This is a genomic window from Streptomyces sp. CC0208, assembly GCF_003443735.1.
Taxonomy (GTDB): domain Bacteria; phylum Actinomycetota; class Actinomycetes; order Streptomycetales; family Streptomycetaceae; genus Streptomyces; species Streptomyces sviceus.
The window spans coordinates 9,175,901-9,196,709 of the sequence record NZ_CP031969.1 but is presented as its reverse complement, the minus strand read 5'-3'; the positions used below and the strand labels follow the sequence as shown (position 1 = coordinate 9,196,709).

At 68.3% G+C, this 20,809-nt stretch carries 20 protein-coding genes; 13 read left to right on the top strand and 7 right to left on the bottom strand.

Annotated elements, in window-relative coordinates:
• The first annotated feature begins 160 nt into the window (after positions 1 to 160).
• The gene (locus D1369_RS42230; RefSeq protein WP_007379132.1) at positions 161 to 1,054 is read left to right on the top strand and encodes a replication-relaxation family protein; all 894 of its coding nucleotides are present in this window, start codon (positions 161 to 163) and stop codon (positions 1,052 to 1,054) included.
• An 18-nt stretch (positions 1,055 to 1,072) separates the two neighbouring features.
• On the opposite strand, the gene D1369_RS42225 is transcribed toward D1369_RS42230, so the two are convergent.
• A complete protein-coding gene (locus tag D1369_RS42225) occupies positions 1,073 to 2,014 on the bottom strand; it encodes a pentapeptide repeat-containing protein (protein WP_237557566.1) in 942 nt (313 codons plus the stop codon).
• Positions 2,015 to 2,555: 541 nt separating this feature from the next.
• Here D1369_RS42225 and D1369_RS42220 point away from each other — a divergent pair.
• Positions 2,556 to 3,077, top strand: coding sequence for an RICIN domain-containing protein (locus tag D1369_RS42220; protein WP_037898517.1), 522 nt, complete (start codon positions 2,556 to 2,558; stop codon positions 3,075 to 3,077).
• 630 nt (positions 3,078 to 3,707) lie between these two features.
• The gene (locus D1369_RS42215; protein ID WP_007379135.1) at positions 3,708 to 4,625 is read left to right on the top strand and encodes a hypothetical protein; all 918 of its coding nucleotides are present in this window, start codon (positions 3,708 to 3,710) and stop codon (positions 4,623 to 4,625) included.
• 146 nt (positions 4,626 to 4,771) lie between these two features.
• Here the strand turns inward: D1369_RS42215 and D1369_RS42210 are convergent, their stop codons facing one another.
• Complete coding sequence (locus D1369_RS42210) at positions 4,772 to 7,024, bottom strand: PQQ-binding-like beta-propeller repeat protein (protein ID WP_162951056.1); 2,253 nt, start codon at positions 7,022 to 7,024, stop codon at positions 4,772 to 4,774.
• A 1,372-nt stretch (positions 7,025 to 8,396) separates the two neighbouring features.
• On the opposite strand from D1369_RS42210, the gene D1369_RS42205 reads away from it, so the two are divergent.
• A complete protein-coding gene (locus D1369_RS42205; protein WP_037898519.1) occupies positions 8,397 to 9,086 on the top strand; it encodes a hypothetical protein in 690 nt (229 codons plus the stop codon).
• Positions 9,087 to 9,139: 53 nt separating this feature from the next.
• Here the strand turns inward: D1369_RS42205 and D1369_RS42200 are convergent, their stop codons facing one another.
• The 3 genes from D1369_RS42200 to D1369_RS42190 all read right to left on the bottom strand — a co-directional run bounded on the left by D1369_RS42200 (position 9,140) and on the right by D1369_RS42190 (position 11,550).
• Positions 9,140 to 9,739 (bottom strand): GNAT family N-acetyltransferase, encoded by a 600-nt coding sequence (locus tag D1369_RS42200; protein WP_240436156.1) that lies wholly within the window; start codon positions 9,737 to 9,739, stop codon positions 9,140 to 9,142.
• 172 nt (positions 9,740 to 9,911) lie between these two features.
• The gene (locus tag D1369_RS42195; RefSeq protein WP_007379140.1) at positions 9,912 to 10,376 is read right to left on the bottom strand and encodes a DUF6292 family protein; all 465 of its coding nucleotides are present in this window, start codon (positions 10,374 to 10,376) and stop codon (positions 9,912 to 9,914) included.
• A 166-nt stretch (positions 10,377 to 10,542) separates the two neighbouring features.
• Entirely contained in the window at positions 10,543 to 11,550 is a 1,008-nt protein-coding gene (locus tag D1369_RS42190) for a hypothetical protein (protein ID WP_118083089.1), read from the bottom strand.
• Positions 11,551 to 11,635: 85 nt separating this feature from the next.
• Between D1369_RS42190 and D1369_RS42185 the strand changes: the two genes are divergently transcribed.
• Positions 11,636 to 12,091: a DUF6233 domain-containing protein gene (locus D1369_RS42185; protein ID WP_240436155.1), complete on the top strand. Its 456-nt coding sequence runs from the start codon at positions 11,636 to 11,638 to the stop codon at positions 12,089 to 12,091.
• Between the two features lie 35 nt (positions 12,092 to 12,126).
• Complete coding sequence (locus D1369_RS42180; protein WP_007379143.1) at positions 12,127 to 12,324, top strand: hypothetical protein; 198 nt, start codon at positions 12,127 to 12,129, stop codon at positions 12,322 to 12,324.
• A gap of 60 nt (positions 12,325 to 12,384) precedes the next feature.
• On the opposite strand, the gene D1369_RS42175 is transcribed toward D1369_RS42180, so the two are convergent.
• Positions 12,385 to 13,413, bottom strand: a complete 1,029-nt coding sequence (locus D1369_RS42175; RefSeq protein ID WP_007379144.1) for a YaaC family protein — start codon at positions 13,411 to 13,413, stop codon at positions 12,385 to 12,387.
• 427 nt (positions 13,414 to 13,840) lie between these two features.
• Between D1369_RS42175 and D1369_RS43335 the strand changes: the two genes are divergently transcribed.
• The 3 genes from D1369_RS43335 (at position 13,841) to D1369_RS42165 (ending at position 15,519) form a co-directional block, all read left to right on the top strand.
• Positions 13,841 to 13,996 (top strand): hypothetical protein, encoded by a 156-nt coding sequence (locus tag D1369_RS43335; RefSeq protein ID WP_158680080.1) that lies wholly within the window; start codon positions 13,841 to 13,843, stop codon positions 13,994 to 13,996.
• Between the two features lie 191 nt (positions 13,997 to 14,187).
• A complete protein-coding gene (locus D1369_RS42170; protein WP_082319327.1) occupies positions 14,188 to 14,904 on the top strand; it encodes a sigma-70 family RNA polymerase sigma factor in 717 nt (238 codons plus the stop codon).
• 141 nt (positions 14,905 to 15,045) lie between these two features.
• Positions 15,046 to 15,519 (top strand): hypothetical protein, encoded by a 474-nt coding sequence (locus D1369_RS42165; protein WP_007379147.1) that lies wholly within the window; start codon positions 15,046 to 15,048, stop codon positions 15,517 to 15,519.
• Positions 15,520 to 15,799: 280 nt separating this feature from the next.
• Here D1369_RS42165 and D1369_RS44385 read toward each other — a convergent pair whose 3' ends face one another.
• Complete coding sequence (locus tag D1369_RS44385) at positions 15,800 to 15,985, bottom strand: hypothetical protein (RefSeq protein ID WP_237557567.1); 186 nt, start codon at positions 15,983 to 15,985, stop codon at positions 15,800 to 15,802.
• Between the two features lie 305 nt (positions 15,986 to 16,290).
• Here D1369_RS44385 and D1369_RS42155 point away from each other — a divergent pair, with 305 nt between their 5' ends.
• The 4 genes from D1369_RS42155 (at position 16,291) to D1369_RS42135 (ending at position 20,789) form a co-directional block, all read left to right on the top strand.
• Positions 16,291 to 17,745, top strand: a complete 1,455-nt coding sequence (locus tag D1369_RS42155) for an NF041680 family putative transposase (RefSeq protein ID WP_037898520.1) — start codon at positions 16,291 to 16,293, stop codon at positions 17,743 to 17,745.
• Between the two features lie 244 nt (positions 17,746 to 17,989).
• Positions 17,990 to 18,295: a hypothetical protein gene (locus tag D1369_RS42150; RefSeq protein WP_158680082.1), complete on the top strand. Its 306-nt coding sequence runs from the start codon at positions 17,990 to 17,992 to the stop codon at positions 18,293 to 18,295.
• Positions 18,296 to 18,837: 542 nt separating this feature from the next.
• Positions 18,838 to 19,443: a sigma-70 family RNA polymerase sigma factor gene (locus D1369_RS42140; protein WP_237557732.1), complete on the top strand. Its 606-nt coding sequence runs from the start codon at positions 18,838 to 18,840 to the stop codon at positions 19,441 to 19,443.
• Positions 19,440 to 20,789 (top strand): hypothetical protein, encoded by a 1,350-nt coding sequence (locus D1369_RS42135; protein ID WP_007379153.1) that lies wholly within the window; start codon positions 19,440 to 19,442, stop codon positions 20,787 to 20,789. Before D1369_RS42140 ends, D1369_RS42135 begins: the two co-directional genes overlap by 4 nt.
• Positions 20,790 to 20,809 lie beyond the last annotated feature (20 nt).

Here is a 20,809-nt window from a genome sequence, read left to right as displayed (position 1 = left end):
TGTCAAAAAAGATGTGGGCCTGGTCGACGGAGGTGTTGTCGCTTCGTGACCGTGGTCGGGCCCTCGTGGTCGCCCTTGTGGTCGGGGACGGCGGCTGACCTTGCCGGTATGCGCGGCGCGGGCAGGAGGCCGGCGCCGTACCGGAAGGGGAGCGAGGGTTGTGGTGATCGGTGTGGACGTTGGTGGTGGGGATCGGTTGGCGCTGGCGGTGCTGGTGCAGTACCGGATGGCGACCACGGAGCAGATGCACTGGGTGATCGCGCCGGGGGTGTGGATCGAGCAGACGCGGCGGCGGTTGGCCCGGCTACGGCAGGAAGGACTCATCGAGCGGATCACGCTGCCGCAGACCGGGCGCAGGCGGGTGTGGTTTCCCACCGCGTACGGGGGCAAGGTCGCGTGCGAGTGGCCCGAACTGCGTGAGCGGCGGCCCTCCAGGGCGGCGTCCGATCCGACCGCGGTGCGTCTGGCCGTCGGGCACGGGCTCACCGTGACCGAGACAGGGCTGGCCTTCCTGCAAGACGCCCGCCGCCGCGGCGATGTGTGCCGGCCCCTGGACTGGATGACCGAGGTCCACCACTCGATCGGCACCGGGCACGCGGTCATCCCCGACGCCCTCCTATGCTACCGGCACGGCCCTTCCAGCGACGGGTCGATGCTGCGGGCGTTCGTGGAAGTCGACCGGGCCACCATGGGCTCCGAGCGCCTCGCCGCCAAACTCGCCTCGTACGCCCGCCTCCACGCTTGCATCCCCGCGCTTCCGGGGCGCGAGCCCACCGTGCAGGAGCCGCGGGTGGAGGAGTGGCGGCGGCGCTATCCGCTGTTCCCGCGGCTGCTGTTCGTCCTGGACGGGACCGGCCCTGTCGGCATCGAGAACCGGATCAGCGCCCTGCGCGCGGCCACCCGAGAGCTGGCCCTGTACGCCTTCCTGCGCGAGGTCCCCGTCCTCGCGGCCGCGTTGACCGACCTGCTTCAGGACAGCCCTTCAGCGCCCGTGTGGCGCCCCGTCCAGGACCCCGGCAGCAGAGTCCCCTGGAGCCAGCCACGACGGGGGTGAGACGATGCGTCCCGGCACCTATGGAATCGGCCAGTAGGAAGGGAGGGTGACGGTCGCAGGAGCAGGCGTGCCGACGGCAGTGAGCAGCCCGCTTGGAGCCAACCCCGTCACATGGCGGAAGGACACCGCACCGCCGGAGAACACCGCATCACTGAAGGACACATCGCCGCCGGAGAACGTTGCGCGGTCGAAGGACACGACGCCACCAGAGAACTTCGATCGGGCGAAATGCACCAGGCCATCGGAGAACGTCGCATCGCTGAAGGACACGGTGCCATCGGCGAATGCCGCATCACCGAACCACACCTCGCTGCCGGAGAACACCGCGCCGCTGAATGACACCTCCCCGCGAGAGAACACTGAGCCTCCGGTGAACACGACATGGGCGAAGTTCAACGTGCCACCGCAGAACCTCGCACCTTGAAAGCTCACGTCACAGTCAATGGTGATGCCTGTGAAGTCGAGATCACAGCCCTGCCAGGAGCCATGGGTTCCCTTGGGGCGGCGGTAGTGGTCGCCGATGAGGCGCAGGATGGTGTGGCGGACCTTGCGCAGGGCCAGGTAGCGAAAATGTTCCTCCTCGTGGGCGGGATCGGCGCCGGAGTCGGGGGTGAAGGGGAGCTGGAGGTAGGCGCACAGGACGTCGATGCAGGTCTGGCGGAGGTTGTCGTCGGGGGCGTCGTCGGCGAGGCCGGCCAGAGCGTGGACGCCGCCGAGGCGGACGGCGGGTGAGTCGGAGCCGAGTTTGTCGACGGCCTGGGAGAAGCGTTCGGTGTGCAGGCGGGTGGCGTCGCGGTGGGCGCCTGCTTCATCGACGCGCTGGCGGCGGTAGGCGACGACCAGGGCCACGAGCGCACCGGCACCGGCGACGACTCCGAAGGAGAGCTTGACCAGGTCGAAGAGCGTGCTGGCGTCGAGCTTCGCGGTGCGGTCGATCTCCTGGACGTCCAGCAGGTACATCAGGCCGTAGAAGACTCCTGCGGAGACCAGGAGGGCCGCGGCGAAGGTGACGAGCAGGGCGCGGCCGACTTTCCACAGCCGCAACTCCCGCTCATCCGGCGTCGGTTGTGGCCGTCGGTTGACTCTCATGTCGGAGAGGACACAGCCCGCAGATCTGCGGTTGCGGTGCCTCTCAGAGGATGAGCGACCAGCTCGTGGGGCGCTCACCTCCCATCGGCCTCACCGTGGTCGAGCTCGCTACAGAGCCAGCGGGGCGACATGGTGCTCAGTCACACTGCTGCCCATTGCGGGGAACCGACGAAATGCAGCTCACGGGGTGACGGAATGCCCAGGCTGGGTCAGGGGGCCGGGCGGTCGCCGCGCGTCCGTCGGCGCTAGTGCCCCGCTGGGTTCCCAGATTGGGAACGCACGCTGGATGCGGACTGTGTGCCGGTAAGGGGTCGTTCGTGCGCCCTCGGCGGCGCGGGGAACGCCCAGACACGATCGCCGTTACTCTACGTGTACAGTTATTCACTAATTGTTGTGAATGGGAAGGCCCCTCATGAACCTCGCCTGCACGCGCGCCGGTCACCGACTCGCCGCTACTGCCGCCCTCATCGCCGCGGCCGTACTCACCGTCGTCACCGCACATCCCGCAGCCGCACAGGATTCCTTCCGGATCGAGACTTACAACGGGGGATGCCTGGAAATCGCGGACGCCAGTACGCACAACGGCGCCCCGCTCCAGCAGTACCGCTGCCTTGGCACGGACAACCAGCTCTTCACGACGCAAGACACCGGAGACGGAGACGGCTCCGTCAGGATCAAGACCTTCGCCGGCAAGTGCCTGGAAGTCCTGGACAGTGATCCGTCCGTCGACGACACCATCGTGCAGGGGGACTGCGACGACCGCTACTCCATCCAGGAGTTCCAAATCCACGACCTAGGCGACCTCGAAGTCGCCATCGAGGTCAACCACCTGTTCTTGACCGTCGAAGAGGGACACGGCGGATTCCTCGCCCCGGTCGTGCTACACGGCGACGGCTCACCCGGCGACCACCAGGTATTCACGCTCGTCAGCTGACCCCCACGCCCGCCTCTCAGGTCCGGCGCTCACCAGTACTTCTGACCGTGCCGGGCCGGGCCGCCGAACCATCATCCACCCGGCGAACCCGGCCTCCAGCAACCAGACCCTGCCCGCCCTGGCCCCCGAGCCGCAGCCGCCGCGCTCGTCGCCACATCAGGCAATATCCGTGCCAGACGCGCCGCGAGTTTGCTGTTACTCAGCTCCGGGCCCACGTCTGCGCGTGCCCCAGCACGAGGAACAGCGTCGGCGTACGGCGCCTCACCGGCAGTCTCCACGCCTCTACGCGGGATCGTCACCTGGCAGTGGCTGCGTTTCACCAGGTCAGCGCATTCCGTCGGTTGGCCACCACGGAGAACCGACGAAATGCGGCTACCGAGGTGACGGAATAGGCGGGTCCGGGTCAGCGGGCCGTACGGCCACCGTGTGTTCATTGATCTACCGCTGTGAAGGCCGAGCACTTCTCGCTGAAGTCCGGGTGCCGGACCGTGCAGAACCGAGGCGGTGACGGTCCAGGGCGCGCTACCCACCGTTCCGCCACCGATGGGGCTACAACGGCATCAGACGGGGCATCCTGGGCTTACCGGCCTTTCCCGCTCGCACTGCGGACCGGCCGAGGAGGGGGGCAGAGTGAATACCGACGACCCGACGGGCCCCAATCAGTGGGCCGCCACGTCGCTTGAGCATTTCGACCAGCTGGCTCGCGGGGTGCTGAGGGCCGCCCGCGACGCCACCCGAGAACTGCGGCGACGCTCTCCAGACCAGCAACGGCTGACATGGGCTCTCGGTGTCCTGGCGGGGCAGACACACGCGATGCTGGATCTCGACCGGCCAGCCCACCCGCCAGTCGGGGCCGCAGCGCAGAGGAAATTCGTCTGTAGCTCTCTCCAACTCGCCGTACACGCGCTGGCACACCGATGGACAAAGGCCGACCTCGGCCTGGCGGGTCAGGCCGAGGTACCGCATCTTGGCGAGCGCCAGGCGGCCGACGCCTTCGACGTCCTCGGGCGGCTCATGCTCCCGCACGCTTCATCCGAAGGCTGGGCTGCCACCATCTGCACTGACCTGGCCCGCGGCGACGAGAAGTGGGAGGTGGCGGTCAAACTGGGCAAGTACATCCTGCACCCCACCTTCCTGACCCTCGCCGACGACGCGACCCGTGTCGTCGGCAAGGCCGTGCACAACATCAGCGTGGACCGCCTGCAGGAGCTGGCCGACTCGGTGCGAAACTTCGCGGGCGCCGCCGAACCATCCCACCCGGCAACGGAACCGACCACAGCCTTCGAGGGACCAGCGCCTGAACCCAACCCTACGAACCCGCCAATGCCGATCGAAAAGCGCACAAAGCGGCGCATGTTCGAGCCTGCCAGCCGGCCGAAAACGCGCAGGAGGAACCTCGAGCCCCCTCGCCGTCTGAGGTCGGAGGACGGAAACATGGATCGCCCCGGACCTGCTCGCGCGACCCTGGAGGAGGAGCAGTTGCCGGAGCCTCCGCAGACCCCGGGTTCGACGTCCCTTCACCTGCCCGGCCGCGAGTTCGACCCCTGACCGGCACCGTAGGTACCGCGGTTCACCGGGAGATTCCACACGCCCTCGCGGGATGCCCACGCTCCGGGAGCTGCGTTTCAGCAGGCCAGCGAATTCCGTCGGTTGGCCATTGCGTCGCCTGGGTATCTGCAGCTCCCCGATAGCCGTCATTGGCCGGCGGCTCCGTATCCGTGCACGGCTGCGGGGAAGGGGTCGTTGCCCATGTTGATGGCGCGCACGCTGTGTGCGGTGTTGACGTAGAGGGTGCCGTCGACGGGGACCATGCTGACGTGCTGGTTGTTCTTGGGGGGTGCGGGCAGGTCGGGCCCCCAGCCGGATTCGCCCGTGGGGGCGTACAGGACGTCGATTTCGCCATCGGCGGCGGCATACAGGATGTCGCCGGTCACCGCGATGGCGGTGTCGGTGGCGTGCTGGGAGACGGTGTGGCGCCACCCCTGGTGTCCGGTGTCCGCCTCCAGTGCGGACACGACGGCCTTTCCGCTTGTCGTGCAGGCGTAGACGTATGCCTTATCCGCCGTCAGGTGCGCGGGACCGGTGTGCGAGTTCCAGCGGATGCGGCCGGTGGCGAGGTCCAGGGCGTAGACGCGCCCGTCTTGGCTGCTGAGGAAGATCCTGTTGCCCGCGGTCGTGAGCTCGTTGCGCACCGGGGCGGCGGCAGTGGCAGACCAGGTTCTGCGGCCGGTGGCCGCGTTGAAGGCGTGGACGCGGCCGTGCTGGCCGACCGCGATGACCATCCCGTGGGAGACAACGGGGCCTGCGCCCACCCCGTCCTTGTCAACCGGGGCGCTCCAGCGGGGGCGCCCGGTGGTGGCGTTCAGGGCCTGGATGTGGCCGTTGTGGTCGGCTGCGAAGACCAGTCCGTTGGCCGTCACCGGTCCGGTGACGGGGCCCAGGGGGGTGCTCCAGCGGGGTTGGCCGGTGGCGGCGTCGAGGGCGGAGACGTTCCCGTCCTGACTGCTGACGAACACGCTGTCGTCATCGGCGGCGAGGGCCGTGTGAGGGATCAGGTGCGTGGGGCTCGTCCACCGGGTGTGGCCGGTGGCGGCGTTGAGGGCGTAGACGGTGCCGTTGGTGCCGCCGGCGTACACCGTGCGGCGAGTCGCGGTGGGCCCGGCGACCATGGTGGTGCCGACCGGGACGGTCCAGTCCGGCGGGGGCGGCAGGAGGGTGATCAAGGCCCATGCTCCTGCTCCTACCGCCGACACCAGGACGCTCCACAGTGCCGAGACCGCCACCGGCCGCCACCGGATCCTGCTGGACCATGCCGGCGCGGTGGACGCTGCGGTGCCGGGTCCGAAGCCGGGTGTCGCCGGGGCCGCCAGGTCACCCGTTTCCACCTCGGAAACCACCCAGTCCTCGCCGTCCGGACCGGTTGCCGACGCCGTCCAGCCGAAAGCATCCGCCCGATGAGTGGAAAGGCTCTCGTCTTCGGACACCGGCTGCGCCCACCGATCCAGAATGTGATCGACGGTCTGCCGGACCAGACCCTCCTCATCGTGACGGCGTGCCTGCCCGCGCTCGGCCGCGGCAAGTTCCCACTGCAGGCCGATCAGATACTCACGCAGCTGCACCGTTTCACAGCGCGCCTGATCGCGGTCCGCGCGCACGGCATGCAGTTCCTCAGCGCCCTGCGACAGCTCCTGACGAAGGAAGCAGATCTCGTCGTCCTGCTGCTGCACCCGCTCCTGCAGTTCGTCTGCCTCCTGCCGGAGATCCTCCATCCGCCTCATCCGCTCGCGCAGCCGCCGCAGTTCCTCCCGATCGGCCCGGCGAGCCTCCTGCTCCGCTTCGAGCAGGGCCGCAGCACGGGCGCCGGCTGCGTCGAACTCGGCCTGGCGGGCGCGGACCTGCGCGAGCGCGTCGTTAAGGGCGCGGCTGGTGGCCTCGTGTTCCACCCGCAGCACGTCGTAGGCTACCCGGCGCTCGTGCTGCTGCGTGGTCAGCGCCTCCAGCCGGACCTGCAGCCGCAGCTGCTCCAGAGCCATCTCCTCATAGGCGTCGGCTTTCTCCAGCAGGTCGGCGAGGCTGGGGTGCGCTTCCGCGAGCGCGGCCGTGTGCAGGCGCAGCAGCTGGGCCCGGACCTCGTCGGTCACGTGACACACCCGCACCAGCTGCTCGATCTCGGGACGCGGCGGCAGCCGGCTCCCGGACAGCAGCTTCGACATGGACGACGCGCTGATGTGGATCTGCGCGGCAAGGGACTTGGACGTCCGGCCCGTGCCCTCTACGAGGATCCTGAGCTGCTCCACGAGCGCCAGCTTTCGCGGATAGTCCTTCTTCAACGCCTCGGATTTGAGCGGACCCAGGCGTTTGGCCGGCGCAGGCGAATCGCCCTCGCCGGTTTCTCCCTCAGCAACACGAGCCAAGACCAACCCCCCAGTTGACAGTTGCGGAAACACGATGTTGCCCGTGGCGCACCTTTTGCCGGGGAGGTCACTCTCGAGGAGACACGCCGCCAGGCAAGCACCTGGACACAGCACACACGGCGTGGAGACCAAGCCTCTATGTACTCAGGAGCACCATCATGCCGAGCCGCCGGACCGTACGTGGCCCGTTTCCTGTTGATCTGATTGTCTTTCTGGCGATCTTGGTCACTGGATGCATCCTCGTCCTGGTCGCGCACATCTCCCCGCAGACACTCGCCGGCTACACCACCGCCCTGGCCAGCCTCTTCGCCGCCTGGCACCACCGCCCCCAGCCCCCACGCCCAGAACCCGGCCCTCACACGACACCGCGCACAGCCCCTACCAACACCACCCCCTGACCGGCCGTCATCCACGTCCAGGCCGTCCCCAGCGACCACGCCGGGTCGCCAACGCCCCCGTTCAGCGCAGGATCGAGAAACTGACCCGAAAGTCGCCCGCCACAAGACAGGCAGGCCGGTCCCCGAAACCGCCGCGGGTCAGGAGTCGCCGGTCTCGAGGCGGCCGATGTGGCCGAACCCTTCGAGCAGGGGCATGAGTTCCAGCTCGCAGCCGCACAGCACACACGGCCGAGTGCCGGGATGCTCCGCAGTGTCCAAGGCGTGACTGAGGTCCAGGATTGGTGCGCCGGGCTTCATCGCAGTCCGGCGTATGCAGACGGAGCAGGCCGGGCCGCGGCCGTCACGCGGTTTCTGCAGCGCCCATCCCGATGGCCGGCGCTCCCCCGAGGACCTCGAGAATCTCCCGGTCCAGGAACGCCAGGGTGCCGGTGCTGTCGCTGCGCGAGGGGGCCCCGCGCTCCGCCCAGGTCAATGGGGCGTGGGCATGGACGTGGGGTGCATGTGGTCGCCCATAAGTCTGAGCGCTCGTGGCAGGGGGTGGGAGGCTTCAGAGCGCTTGTGCGTGGTGTGACGGCGCCGTGTGGTGCGCGGGCGTGCAATTTCATGCGATCTCGCAATTGCACGTTGCGGGTTGTGTTACCCCGGCGGGCTGACCGGATTGACACTCATCACAATCAGGTTGTTGCGAATGAGCCGTGACCCAACGGCATGCGTGATCGATTTGATTCGCCTGGCGATCGCCTGTGACAGTGCCGACGCGCTGAGCGCACACGCCCTGGTCTCCGGCCCCTCCTCCCCTCTCCGAGCCAAGACCTGACACTTGCCGCCAGTACCTAGGACTAGGGGCAGCAGCCAACCGGAAGGAAGGGTGACCGTCGCCCTCACACAGCCAGCGCCCCCGTGCCCCCAGCATCCCTGACTCTCCGTTGGAAAACCGGATCGTGTCAGCGGTCGTCTTAGGAACCGGACACGGACCGGGCATGCCGGAGCAAACAGTGGAGGGATCGGTGGAGACGGAGCAGCGTGTGGTGAACCGGAGCTGGTTGTTTTCGCGGCTGTTGTGGGTCCTGACCGCCGTCGCGGTCGTCCTTCTGGTCTTCTGCTTGATCAAGGAGAACCTTCCCGGTCATGTCGCACGGTCATGGCCCTGGAGGCTCCGCCTGCTGGACACCGGCAGCGCTTTGACGGCGGTGCTGGGGACGGGAGGGGCCGCGCTCGCCCGCGCTCAGTACGCGCAGACGGTCAGGCCGTCGCTCAGTTCAGTCGGTGGCGTGTACGACCATGCCCCGGCGGGCGGGCTGGTGTGGGCGTTCCAGCTCGTCAACGGATCACAGGACGTGGCGGTGATCAAGAACGTCGCGTACTGGATCGTGTTCAGCCCGGTCGCGATCGCTGCCGGGTCGGCCAACCCCGGACGCTGGCTGTCCCAGGAGGAAACGGTGGCGGCCATCGAGACCCGGCAGCTGGCGAAGGGCGAGCACTTCGACTTCAGGCACTTGGGACGCGGAGCCTTCATCAGTGCGGACCGCCTGACCGGCATCGGCTGGCTCTCAGAGAGGGCGATGCAGGAGGTCCAGGACCTCTTCGTGGAAGTCAGGGTGCTCGACCGTGCAGGAGACACCCATGAACGGGTGATGCCCCTGATGAAGAACGTGGACCGACCGCTTCGGCACCCCAGCCCTCCCTTTCTGATCTGAAGCCGCCCAACGAGCCTTCGGGCTGAGACCGCCGGGCGGCCCTCACGCCCCCGTTACACCGCCTGCGGCCGCCATCGGTGGAAGAAGGTCAGGCCCGGCCCTGCTCCGAGATGAAGCGGGTTGCCTGTGAGCAGGGTGCCGACCTCGATGCCCTGCCCGGGTTGCAGCACGCTGAAGCCCTGCCTCGTGTAGTACGGCCCGAGGTCCCGCTCGGTGTCGAACTCGCCGAACAGCAGCGTGTAGTCCAGCTGCCAGTACACCTGCACGCACCGCGCGAGCAGTGCCGCCCCGATCCCACGTCGGCGGGCGTCCTCGGACACGGCTACCGCTTTGATCTTCGCGTACGCCAGCATCGACAGCAGGACGGCCTGCCGGCTGCCGGGCAGCCGGGCGAGCCCGGAGATGACCGTTCCCGAGGGAACGCCAAGCAGCGCGCCGACGACGTTGCTCTCGCTGTCCCTCGCGACCAGCGGCAGAGACAGTTCGCCCGCCGCCCGCTGAAGTTCCCCACCTGTCGCTGCCCGCACGAGCAGTTCACCCAGGTCAGCGCCATCGAGAGCGTCCAGCAGCCATGTCCCGCACGCTCCTCGGGCGAGCGCCTCAAGGTGACCGGTCTCCAGGTCGTCGGCGGCTGTCTTCAGCAGCGCGGTCACGGTACCGGCCTCCCCCGGCACCGCGGCCCCGATCCACACTCCGTCAGGTCCGGGTACGCCGTCCAACAGCTGCTCGCGTGTCAGCCGGGCCGGCCCGGCTAAGGGGCCAGACTTCGTCCTCTTCTTCTTCGCCATCCCCGGGACCTACCCGCTGTGACGCCTGCGGACGCGGCTACGGGCGCGGCCTTCCGTACGCGGCCCGCAGCGCCGCAGCCGCCTGCTCGTAGGTGTCGGCCTGGGTGTCGATCGTCAACTGCACACCCGGCCCGCTCCCACTCTCGGAGCCGGTGCCGTCCTCTCGTAGCCGGAAGGGACCGAGACCCAGGCGGCCGCGGCGGGAGTCGTCCGCGGCGGCCCGCACCTCCCGCGCGCCCTCCCACTCCTCCCGGTACTCCACATCCGGCAGCCGGCGAAAGCGCACCAGTTCCTCCGCCACGTCCGCCACCCGCTCCGGGTCCGCCACGGGTGCGCGCAGGGCCGTGACCACGGTGTAAAGCAGCACGTCGTACGCGTTCAGGCCGGTCAGGGCGTAGTACCAGCCCTGGCGTTCCTCCCAGTCGAGGCGGATGCCGCCTTGGCCGCTGGTGCGGGAGACGTCCCAGGCGAGGGTCATGTAGGTGGTCAGGCCGCGCTCCATGCCGTGGTGGCTGGCCCGACGGTGCCTGGCGGGATACCCCGATGGGTGAGGGCGTCGTCGACGGCCTGGACGTAGGGCCAGTGCGGCAACCCCTGAGGTGCGCCGCGCGGTCCTGGCGGGTCCAACAGCACGGGTCTACCTCCAGCGGGAGCAGGTTGGCGTGGGGTTATGAGGCGCGGCGGAAGACGGCGGCGGGGCCGATGACTCTGGTCCCGAACTTGTCGCGGATCCGGTCGACGGCGCCTTCCGTGGCGAGGCGGGCTTCTCGGGCGTCGTCGAGGGACAGTTGCCGGGGCGCCTGGTCGGCGTCGAGGAGGTCCTCGGCTTTCAGGACCAGGCCGGTGAGGAGGCCGCGCTGCAGACCGGCGGCGTCCATCAACTGGTAGGCGAGCTGGCGCAGGTCGTCCTCGTGGGCGGAAGGGGCTGTCAATCGGCGGGTCTTGTCCCAGCTGCCGCCGCCGGCGAACGTCAGGGACAGGGTCAGGGCGCGGGCGGCCTGGTCGCGGCCTCGCAGCCGGGTGCCGAGCCGGACCACTAGCTCGAGCAGGGCGGCGCGGACGACGGCGCCGTCCAGGGTGTGCTCATCGAAGCGGTAGCGCACGCTCGCCGTGGCGGGCAGCGCGCGGGGTACGACGGGGCGGGCGATGCCGCGGGCCCGGTCGGCGGCCAGGCGGCCGGCCTTTCCGCCCAGCAGGCGCTGCACCGTGGCGGGCGGCAGTGCCGCGAGCAGGCCCACGCAGTGGACGCCGTAGTCCCGCAGCACCGTGGCCTGCCGTGGGCCAATGCCGTGCAGGGCGTCGACGGGCAGCGGGCCGAGCCAGCCCGCGACCTCCTCGGGGGTGATCGCGAGGACCCCGCCGGGTCGGGGGATCTGGCCGGAGGCGGTGGCGGCGACGGTGATGGTGGGGCCGATGCCGACGCGGACGTCGACGCCCAGGCGGGAGATCGTTCTGATCCGCAGCACCTCCCCCAGCCGTCGGGCGTCGACGCCGTAGTACGGCAGGGCGCCGCGCAGATCCACCAGAGCCGCGGTCGGCGGCAGCGCCTGCACCACCGGCGACAGCCCGGCCAGCTCCTCCAGGACCTGCCGGTAGGTCTCTTCCGGCAGCCGGTCCGGGCAGCGCACGTGCATCACCACGCCCTGCGCGCCGCCTGCCGTTGACTGCGTGCTCATCGTGCTCACCTCCCCCACCACGTTATCGAACATAAAATCGAACACGCGAGGGACGAGGCGTGATCATGAGCATAGAATCAAAAATGTGTTCGATGATCTGCCCCTCGACCTGGACCGACTGCGCACCCTGCGGGTGTGGCACGCCCTATGGCTGCACCGCATCGACGCGAAGATCGCCCGGCTCGAGCGCCGCGAGGCAGAAGAGGAACACGGCCGGAGGAACCGGCCACAGCCGCCGGAGTGGGTCGTCGAGGTCGGCATCGGCATCGGCAAGCCACCCGTCCAGGTCCACGCCGGGACCTGCCACATGATCGGCTCCCGCCGCCGCCCCATCAGCCGCGACGAAGCCCGCCGCCTCCTGGCCGACGGACTGCGCGCCTGCACCCACTGCCAGCCCGGCACCCAGCTCCACATCATCGACTTAGCCAACCGCAGGCCCGATACGCCGCCCGTCGGCCCCGCCCTGGCCCCGTCGAGCACGCCCGGCCGCCGGGCGTGGCTCGAACAGCCGTGCCAAGAGCCTCGTTACTCTGACACCTGAGCGGCTCGTACGCGCCGTCCGGAACAGGAACCACCATGCCCGCTCCCCCACCGATCACCGAACCCGACCCCTCGGCCCTGGTCTGCCCCGGCGACAAGGTCGGCCCCTGCACCGGCTGCCAGCGCAAGACCCACCGATACGGCATTGGCGGCAGCCCGCTCTGCCAGTGGTGCATGGAACCGGTAAAGGCCGGCTGGGGACCGGCCGTACGCTTCGTCAGCACGCGCCCGTGAAAGGACGGCACAGCGCCGGCGAGCCCCGTCCCAGAGGCTTTGGGCCGTGCGGTCTTTGGATCAGGTGCTCACCTCGCTGATGGTGTCCGCGATCAGAACGGGCAGGTGGCTGAGGGCGCGTTCCAGGAGCCGTTCGATCGAGACCGCGTGCGGGTTGTCGTCAACGCTGATCTTGGTCACCCAGCTCGCGGGTTCGTAGCGGGCGAGCATCGACAGGGCGTACAGGACGGCCCACCAGGCCATCAGCGGGTGCAGTTCGCGAGACATCGGAGCGAGGACAGGCAGGAAGTACCGCTGGCCCGCGTAGGGGCGGGTCATGGTCAGCAGGTACTCGAGGCGCTCGGCTGCGGTTGCCGATCCCTGGGGCATCTCCCAGTTGACCACCAGTTCGCCGCCGCCGTGGTCGTAGCGGGTGTAGTCGGGAGGCGCTTCGAATCCGAAACTCAGTGGACGGCGGGTCACGTAGCTCTCGTGTCGGGCGATGGCCGGGTACGCGATGAGGAAGTCAGCCAGGGCCTGGCGGCTGCCGGCATCAATGACCCGGTCGGGGATGTCGCACACGGGGACGCTCAGCAGGGGGTGGTCCTGGTCGTGGATGCTGCTCGCGGCGGCGTAGAGCGGGGTGGGCCGCTCCCGCCCGGTGAGCGGGTAGCTGATGTTCGGGGGCAGCAGGTCCCACATGTCTTCCAGGCGCGCCGCGTCCTTCTCCCATACCGGGGAGTCGAGGACTTCACTGACCCGGACGAAGCTGCCCTGGGTGCCGGGCGGGTCGGTGCGGATCTCGATGTCGGGGAAGGGCTTGTCGAATCCGGAGGCCTTGATCCCGTGGGCGACAAGCCTCCAGTCCTCGCCCTTAAGGGTCACCGCGGCGGCCGCGATGGCGCGGCCGGCCTGGCTCAGACCGTAGAAGACCTGGAGAGGGCGCGTGGCGGGACCCACGACGGCGGCGGCGCGGAACATCTGCTCGGTCTGTTCCAGGGCGGCCGCGTAGGTCTTGCGGCGGGATCCGCTGTTGGCCCTGCCCGGTGGCTTCCAGCGGCTGGCCCGCAGCCGCTCCCACGCCTCATCGGCGCTCACATCGATGTACATGGCCCGGGACGCTACCCGCTGTCGAGTTGACGCCGCTGGGTGATTTTCCCCCTCGCGTACGCGGGGGCGGATCTGATCTCATTGGTGCAACTCGCTCGCCTTTTAGGGCTATTGACATTCTTTCAGGTGCTCTGCTCCGCTTCCGGCGGACTACGAGAGAGGAAGATCCCCATCTGGTGTGAGGGATCAGGGTGGGCGGGTGCTGGTCCGCAACCCTGCCCGCTGGCCACGCTGTACCAATTGCGCGAGCTCACGCTCGTCCTACGGGCCTACACCACGTCAGGCACCCCCAGGGGCCGCGCCATTCCCCCAACTGACCGACGCAGAGCGACTCACACCTACAAGAGAGGTGATGGGCGGCGAAGCGGAGACGCCCCCACCCTGCCTGCCCCGCAGTGAAGATCATCTGAGACGTGGAGTCCGAACAATGAGTCAGAAGCGCCTGAGCGCAATCATTCTGGTGGTCGTACTGGTGTTCGTGGTTGTGACTCTGGTTGCGCTCGGCAACCCGGCGTTGGGGGTCGCCATCAGCGCGGGCGTCGCGGTGGCGACGCTCGTGTGGAAGATGCTGCACGCCAAGTAGCTGTCCTGACGTTCCTGAGAGGCCTTCAGCCGCTGGTCGGGCTGAGGGCCTCTCTGCCGTGCCGAGCAGCCGCCTGTACCGACTTCGTGCGTCCCCTCGAAAGTTTTGTGGGGAAACCCCCGCATCTGGCTCGTGGTGACCGACTCCTTCTGCAGCAGGGCCTACCCCCTCGCAGAAAAGAGTCAGAGGCAATGACAGGACGACCCAGTGAGCGCGGGATGGGCAACGCGTCGCCCCCCGAGGCAGTCGCTCTGCCGGTCACGGAGCTCTCCGAGTCCGAGGACGCCAGCGTGGCGGCGTCCGCCGACGGAGGTCCGGGAGCATCCGGCAGGGCGATCATCCCGGCTCAGCCGGATCCCTCCGAGGGCGAGAAGCCTGAGGACGCCGTCGTACCCACGCATGAGGAGGTGAGCGCTGAGCTGGAGGAAACGCATGTGCCTCTGGGCCGGCGGATCACCAAGGACGGGTTCGACGAGCAAGAGGTCCACGAACTGCGGGCGGAGACGCAGGTCAAGTACTACAAGGCCAGGAGGAAGGGAGTCCCCCTCCGGTACGGCAGGCCCTGGCCGCTCCTGATGAACTGCTACAAGTTCATCAAGGCTGACTTCCTGAGGGACAAGCACAAGAACCGCGAGCGCCCGCAGGACGTCGAGGCTCTGCCCCTCCCCGACCCCGGTCCCTGCGCCATGGAGGAGGTCGACTTCAACGGGGCCATCGATTCCTTCCTCCGGCGCCACCTCCCCGATGCTGAGCGGCAGGTGTGGCTCATGACGCACGGCGAGGGCATGAGGCGCAAGGAGATCGCCGAGCGCCTGGGCATCGACCGGGGCACAGTCTCGGCCCGGCTGGCGCGGGCCGAGGAACGGCTGAAGTCCCTGCCGCCGGACGAGCTCGACCACCTCCGCTGAGGCGGGCCACCCCCCTTGGTCATGGAGCACTTCAGGCCCTGAGCTCCGTGGCCCTGGGAGGGGGCCCGCCCCCACAGGCGCGCAGAGGAACCTCTGCGTCGTGACCGGCACAGTGCCGGTTGGAGGACAAGACAAGGAAGGATGGCTGACGTGGCATCTAATGCTCACGAGGCCCTGATCGAGCTGCTGCGCGAGCCCGCTCGCAAGCGCAGCTCCGAGGGGACGCCGCAGCCTGCTACGAGTGAGTGGGCTTCGTACATGGACCGCATCGCAGCTCGGGCAGAGACCGACACCGACGACGACAGCAGCATCTACCTGCACAACGAGGAGGGAACGGAAGAGGAAGACGAGCCGGCGCCAGCCATGCGTCAAAGGCCCTGGGCATCACATCGGACCGCACGCCTGACGGGCGGTCTGGCAGCCGTCCTGATCCTGGCGATCTCGGTAGTCCTCATGGTTGACAGCGTTTCGTCCGGCATCGTCGTCTCGACCACGTGCGTGACCCTGCTTGTTGGCTTCGCGGCCATCACCGTCATGCGGGCACGCCTGACTGGGCATCGCAGGCGCGGCCGGGACGGGTCCACTCCCCACCGGGCATGGCTGCTGCAGCGGTGACCGGTGGCGTCCTGAAATAACCGCAACACGCAGAGCGCGCGAAGCGGTGGCTTTGTAGGAGCCCCGCCAGATCAGGCCCAAAAAGGGCGCCACGATCTGGCGGGGCTCTTCTTTGCACCTGATCCCTGCAGGCGCAAGCAGCCTCCAGCCCGTTGATCACCCAAGCCGGTGGTCCGTACGCCAGGCGAGCCCGATCCATTCTCCGACCCGACCAGGCTCGCCGCTGACCTGACCGCCGCACTGCTCAGCTTGTTCTTTATGGTCGGCGACTTCGTTGAGGTCAGCAGCGCACGCGGGCGACGTCACCGTCGATACGGACGATGCACTCTTTGAAGAGCGCCATGGGCTGACCTTCGTCTTCGGGAACCAACGTTAGTCCGAGGTCCATGATGGGCTTGATGGCCTGCGCGGTTCGAGAGCCGTCGGGGTCTGGGCCGTGCAGGGTCGCCCAGCTCTCGAACAGCACACGGACCCCTTCCCATCCGGGCCCTGGGATGAAGTGGCAGAGGAACGTTGGCTGATCAGTTGCGTACTGCCGTAGCTCGCCGATCCGGGTGTCGCCCTGTGTGAGCCACCACGTCCCGTTCACTACCGCTCCCTTCAGCTCAGCCGCGGCTTCGAGCTGGTTGCCTGAGCTCCCGAGCTCCGTAGTGTCGAATTGTCCGTCGAACTGGCTCCCTCACGCGGAAGTTCATCAGACGTGGGGGCGGCCTCCGTCCGATTCTGTGCTCCGACCAAGGAATGCACCGAACCAGAACGAAGGCCGTGGGGATGAGCTTGCCGCACCTCGATGTCCCAGGGGGAGCGTTCGCCGAAGCGTCACGCTTCCGGGACCACTTCTTCGACTGCCTGACCGCACGCGGGGACGAACTGTTCGAGCTGGCCGACGCGCTGCTGTGCGTGGACGGTCCGGTGACCTCGCCGGTGGACCTCACGCTGGTGGCCGAGCACCGGCGTGGGCACGGCGCGATGTACGAGGCGTTGAACCGCGGGAACGTGGACGTGCCCCGGCTGCGGCAGGTGCTGGCCGGTCTGCCGATGCCGCGGGCCGCCGACGGGCGCCTCGTCCTGGCGGTCGACGTCAGCAACTGGCTCCGCCTCGACGCGCCGACCAGCGCGGAGCGTCTGTTCTGCCACGTCTACGGCCGGAGCGGACGGTCCTCGGACCAGTTCATCCCCGGCTGGCCGTACTTCTTCGTCGCCGCCCTCGAATCGGGCCGGACGTCCTGGTGCCAGCTGCTGGATGCCGTCCGTCTCGGGCCCGAGGACGACGTCGCCGAGGTCACCGCCACCCAGCTCCGCCGTGTGGTCACGGACTTGATCGAGATGGGCCGCTGGCACGTCGGTGACCGCGACATCCTCATCGTCTTCGACGCCGGCTACGACGCCCCGCGCATGGCTTATCTCCTCGACGGTCTCCCGGTCGAGGTGCTGGGGAGGATGCGCTCCGACCGCGTCATGCGACGGCCGACGCCCTCGCTCAAGGAGTACGCCCTGTCCTATCCCCAGGGCGGGCGGCCGCCGAAGCACGGCAAGGAGTTCCGCTTCGCCAAGCCGGAGACCTGGGGCGATCCGGACGCGGCCACGACGCAGGTCACCGACCGGTACGGCACCGCCCGGGCGATGGCCTGGAACCGCATCCACCCCCGTCTGACCACCCGCTCCGCTTGGATCGACCACACTGGCGAGCTCCCCATCATTGAAGGCACGCTGATCCGCCTCGAGGTCGACCGCCTGCCTGGCGGAGGCGACCCGCTCCCGCTCTGGCTCTGGTCGTCCGCCACCGGCCTGAACAGCGAGGCCGTCGACGTGCGATGGCAGGCGTTCCTGAGGAGGTTCGACATCGAGCACCTCTTCAGGCTGATGAAACAGACCCTCGGGTGGACCCGTCCGAAGCTGCGAACCCCCGAGGCCGGCGAGCGCTGGACCTGGCTGATCATCGCCGCCCACACCCAGATCCGCCTTCTCCGCGAGGCCGCCGTCGACTTACGGCGGCCGTGGGAGAAGCCCGTCGAGCTTGGCCGGCTCACCCCGGCCCGAGTCCGCCGGGGGTTTCGGAACCTCCGCCCGCACCTGCACTGTCCGGCCCGTGCACCCAATCCCTCAACTCCGGTCCCCGGAAGGCCACTTGGTTTGAAGAACCAGCGGTCCGCCACCCGCTACGACGTGGGCAAGACCGTGAAACGGCCCGAGAGCATAATCGAACGAAATCGACTCAAACCATAAAGAACAAGCTCAGTGCCAGTCTCATGGTGCCGTTGTCTCCATCGTCAACTGCTGTCCCGTGAGGGCGGTTTCGCCCCGCTTCTATGGTCGCAGCCCCCACTGACATCGGTAGATCCGTGCCGTCCTGCGGCGCCCCGAGCGGGGCCCCGGATGCCACTGCTTCCCGGGGCCCGTGACGTCTTCGGCCCGGATCAGATCTCTCCAAGCCGTGGCGGTGAGCCAGTCGGCGGCTTCGGTGTCGACGATGGCCAAGGCCGTGGACACGGGCGCGGTAATCAAGAACTTCCTGGCGGACCGCCGCCGCGACCGCCAGCTGCGCACTGAAGATCACCTGCTGTGTGATGGCGACCGGCGCGGTGACCTTCATCGGCCTGTCTCCTTCCCGGTCGGCGCCGTGTCTGTCGCCGCCACCGGCGTCGGCAGCACCGTGTACCTCCTCATCCGCCGCAGGGACACCGGCCTTCCTGGCCAAGGCCCTTTCATCCGAGTCGTCGGGATACCGCCTGGTCGCCGCAGTCATTGCCGCTCCGTCACCGCGGCCGGGCCGTGACGGTCGGCCATCTGATCGGGGCCGGCCGCTGCCGTGACCGGGTGCACGCGGCGCCGGGCAAGCCGACGCCGTACCGGAGGGCAAAACCAACAGACCGCGATGATCGACGTGAACGCAGCCGGCTGACCAAGGCCGAAAGCTGGTGCACCACTCTGCAAAAGATCTTGGATTCGTCGGTACCCGGTCCGGGGTGTTCACTCGATGAACAGGGTGCAGGGGCAAGTGAGGTCGAGGAACAGGGCGGTGGAAAAGGTGCAGGAGATCCTAGCGCCCGAGGGGGTGATCGCCCTCCTGGCAGCGGTGGCCGCCGTCGGGGCACGGGAGTGGAGGCGGGTGCAGTTGGCCCGTGAGAAGCGCCGCGTGCGGGAGCAGGAGCTGTTGGCTGCGATGGTGGCCGATGTTGCCGGTGGTCGCAGGGACGTCCACGTGCACCACGGTGGTGGCGCCAAAGCGTGGTCCTTGACCGGCACCGGACACGGTCAAGAGCGGGAAATCCTCACAGGGGACAGTCGTACGGCACCGGCGAGGCGGCGCCGGTGACCATGCAGAATCACTCGGACATGCTGCTCGGCCTCGACCAAGTCGAGGCCGACAGGCCGATCGTCGGCGCACCGGTGGTCGACGAGACGATGCTCGCCACCTTCTACGAGACGCACGCGGACCAGCTGTTCAGGTTCCTGGCCCGCAAGGCCGGCCCTGACGACGGCGGGGAGCTTCTCAGCCAGGTCTGTGAGGAGTTCTTCGCGTGGTGGCCGGAGCATCCCGAGCACCCCAAACCGGTGGCGACGCTCTACCGCATCGGACGGTGTCGCCTCAACGACTACCTTCGCCGCCACGGACGGGTCGAGACTCTCGAAGCCGAGGACCTCGCAGAGGCCGCGGCCGACGGTTCCCACCACGACGACCTCGCCGATGTCGTGCGGCGTGTCGACCTCGCCGCCGCTCTACAAGACCTGACCGAGCGTGAACGGCAGGCCCTGGGCCTGCGGTACGTGGCCGATCTTCCCGTGAAGGACTGCGCCGAGGTCATGGAAGTCGGCATCGACAACATGAAGAAGATCCTGAAGACGGCGTTGTCCAAGCTACGCCGGTCACCCCGTATGGAGAGCTACCAGATCGTCAGCACGGCGAAGGAGGCGCACCGGTGAACCCCATCTCCCCCCAGGACGGTGAGCGGCACGAGGCCCTCCACCTGAGTACCGCCGAGAAAACGGACGGCTTCGCCGCGGTCATGAAGCGGCTGAAGGGACGCAGCGAGCAGGAGCGTGCCCGGCTGCGGGCACAGGCGGATGCCGCGATCCTCGGCCACGAGGCGTACGCACTGGGCCATGAGAACCTCCGGCGCAACAACTACGTCGCTGCCAAGCGATGGCTGCGCGTGGCTGCCGAACACGGCGTCCCCGGCGCCGAGCAGGCGCTCGAGGAAATCGAATCAGGTCCGGCGGTGGAGGAACCCGCCCACCCGGCCACCGTCGAGGTCACGCCGGATGCGGATCTGTGCGCGACCGGCGCCTCGCATGCTGTCCCGCTTGACGTGGAGAAGTGGGCCTCGCTCCTGCACACCTGGACGCAGGCCGGCCTGGCAATGGACGCTGCCCGGGCCGAAGCGCGGCAGATCCTCGACCAGGCCCGCAGCACGGCCGACGAACTGATCACCACAGCGCGCGAGGAGGCCGACCGCGCACGGGACGAGGCCCGTGATCAGATTGCTGCGGACCACCGCGCCACCGCGCAACTGCTATGCGACGCACAGCAGTTGCAGCATGAGGCCAAGCTGCTCATGCAGAAAGCACGCCGTGCTGCTGAAGCACCTACCGGTGCAAGGAAAGCCTGGCCGGTCCTCATCGATGATTCACCGCAGCATGCTCAGGCGATCCCCTTCAGCTTGAGCGGTCGGCCCGGTGGTGTGCGCGATGAACGACAACAGCAGTCCTCTGCGCTGGCGATGGAGGGCGCAATGCAGCATCTCTTGTGGACCTCCTCCAGCGTGTGCACGGTGCAGTTTGGGGCGTTGGCGTACTTCGACGAAATCCTCAAGGCCCGCGCTCGGGCAAGGGACAGCCTGCCTGAGCGTGCTGGCGTCGAAGGAGGCGAGGCTGGACGGCTGCGCCGGCACTCCGTACTCACGAGGCAAACAGAAGGCCTGCGCCGGTTGTGGTCTGCCATCTTCCACAACGGATCGATGCGTCGTGGGTCCGAGGTACGTCCGCTCGACGACGTCGATCTCGTGTTTTCCTTCGCAACCACCGTGCAGCTATGGCCCGAATGCCGGATCGCTACTGAAGCGGCATCAACAGAGAGCTTCAAGAACACCGCACGCTGGCTCAGCGCTGGAAATGAGGTTGCCTTGGCAACCCCCGATCCCGATCACCAGAGCAACGAGGCGTACCTGAAAATCCTTTGGGTTACCGACGGCTGCGTAGAGCCAAGGGACGACGACACGGCATTGGAGGCCATCAGCGCTGACGAAACAGCACCTGCCGCACCTCGGTAACGCCGTCCGGCCAGCAGCAC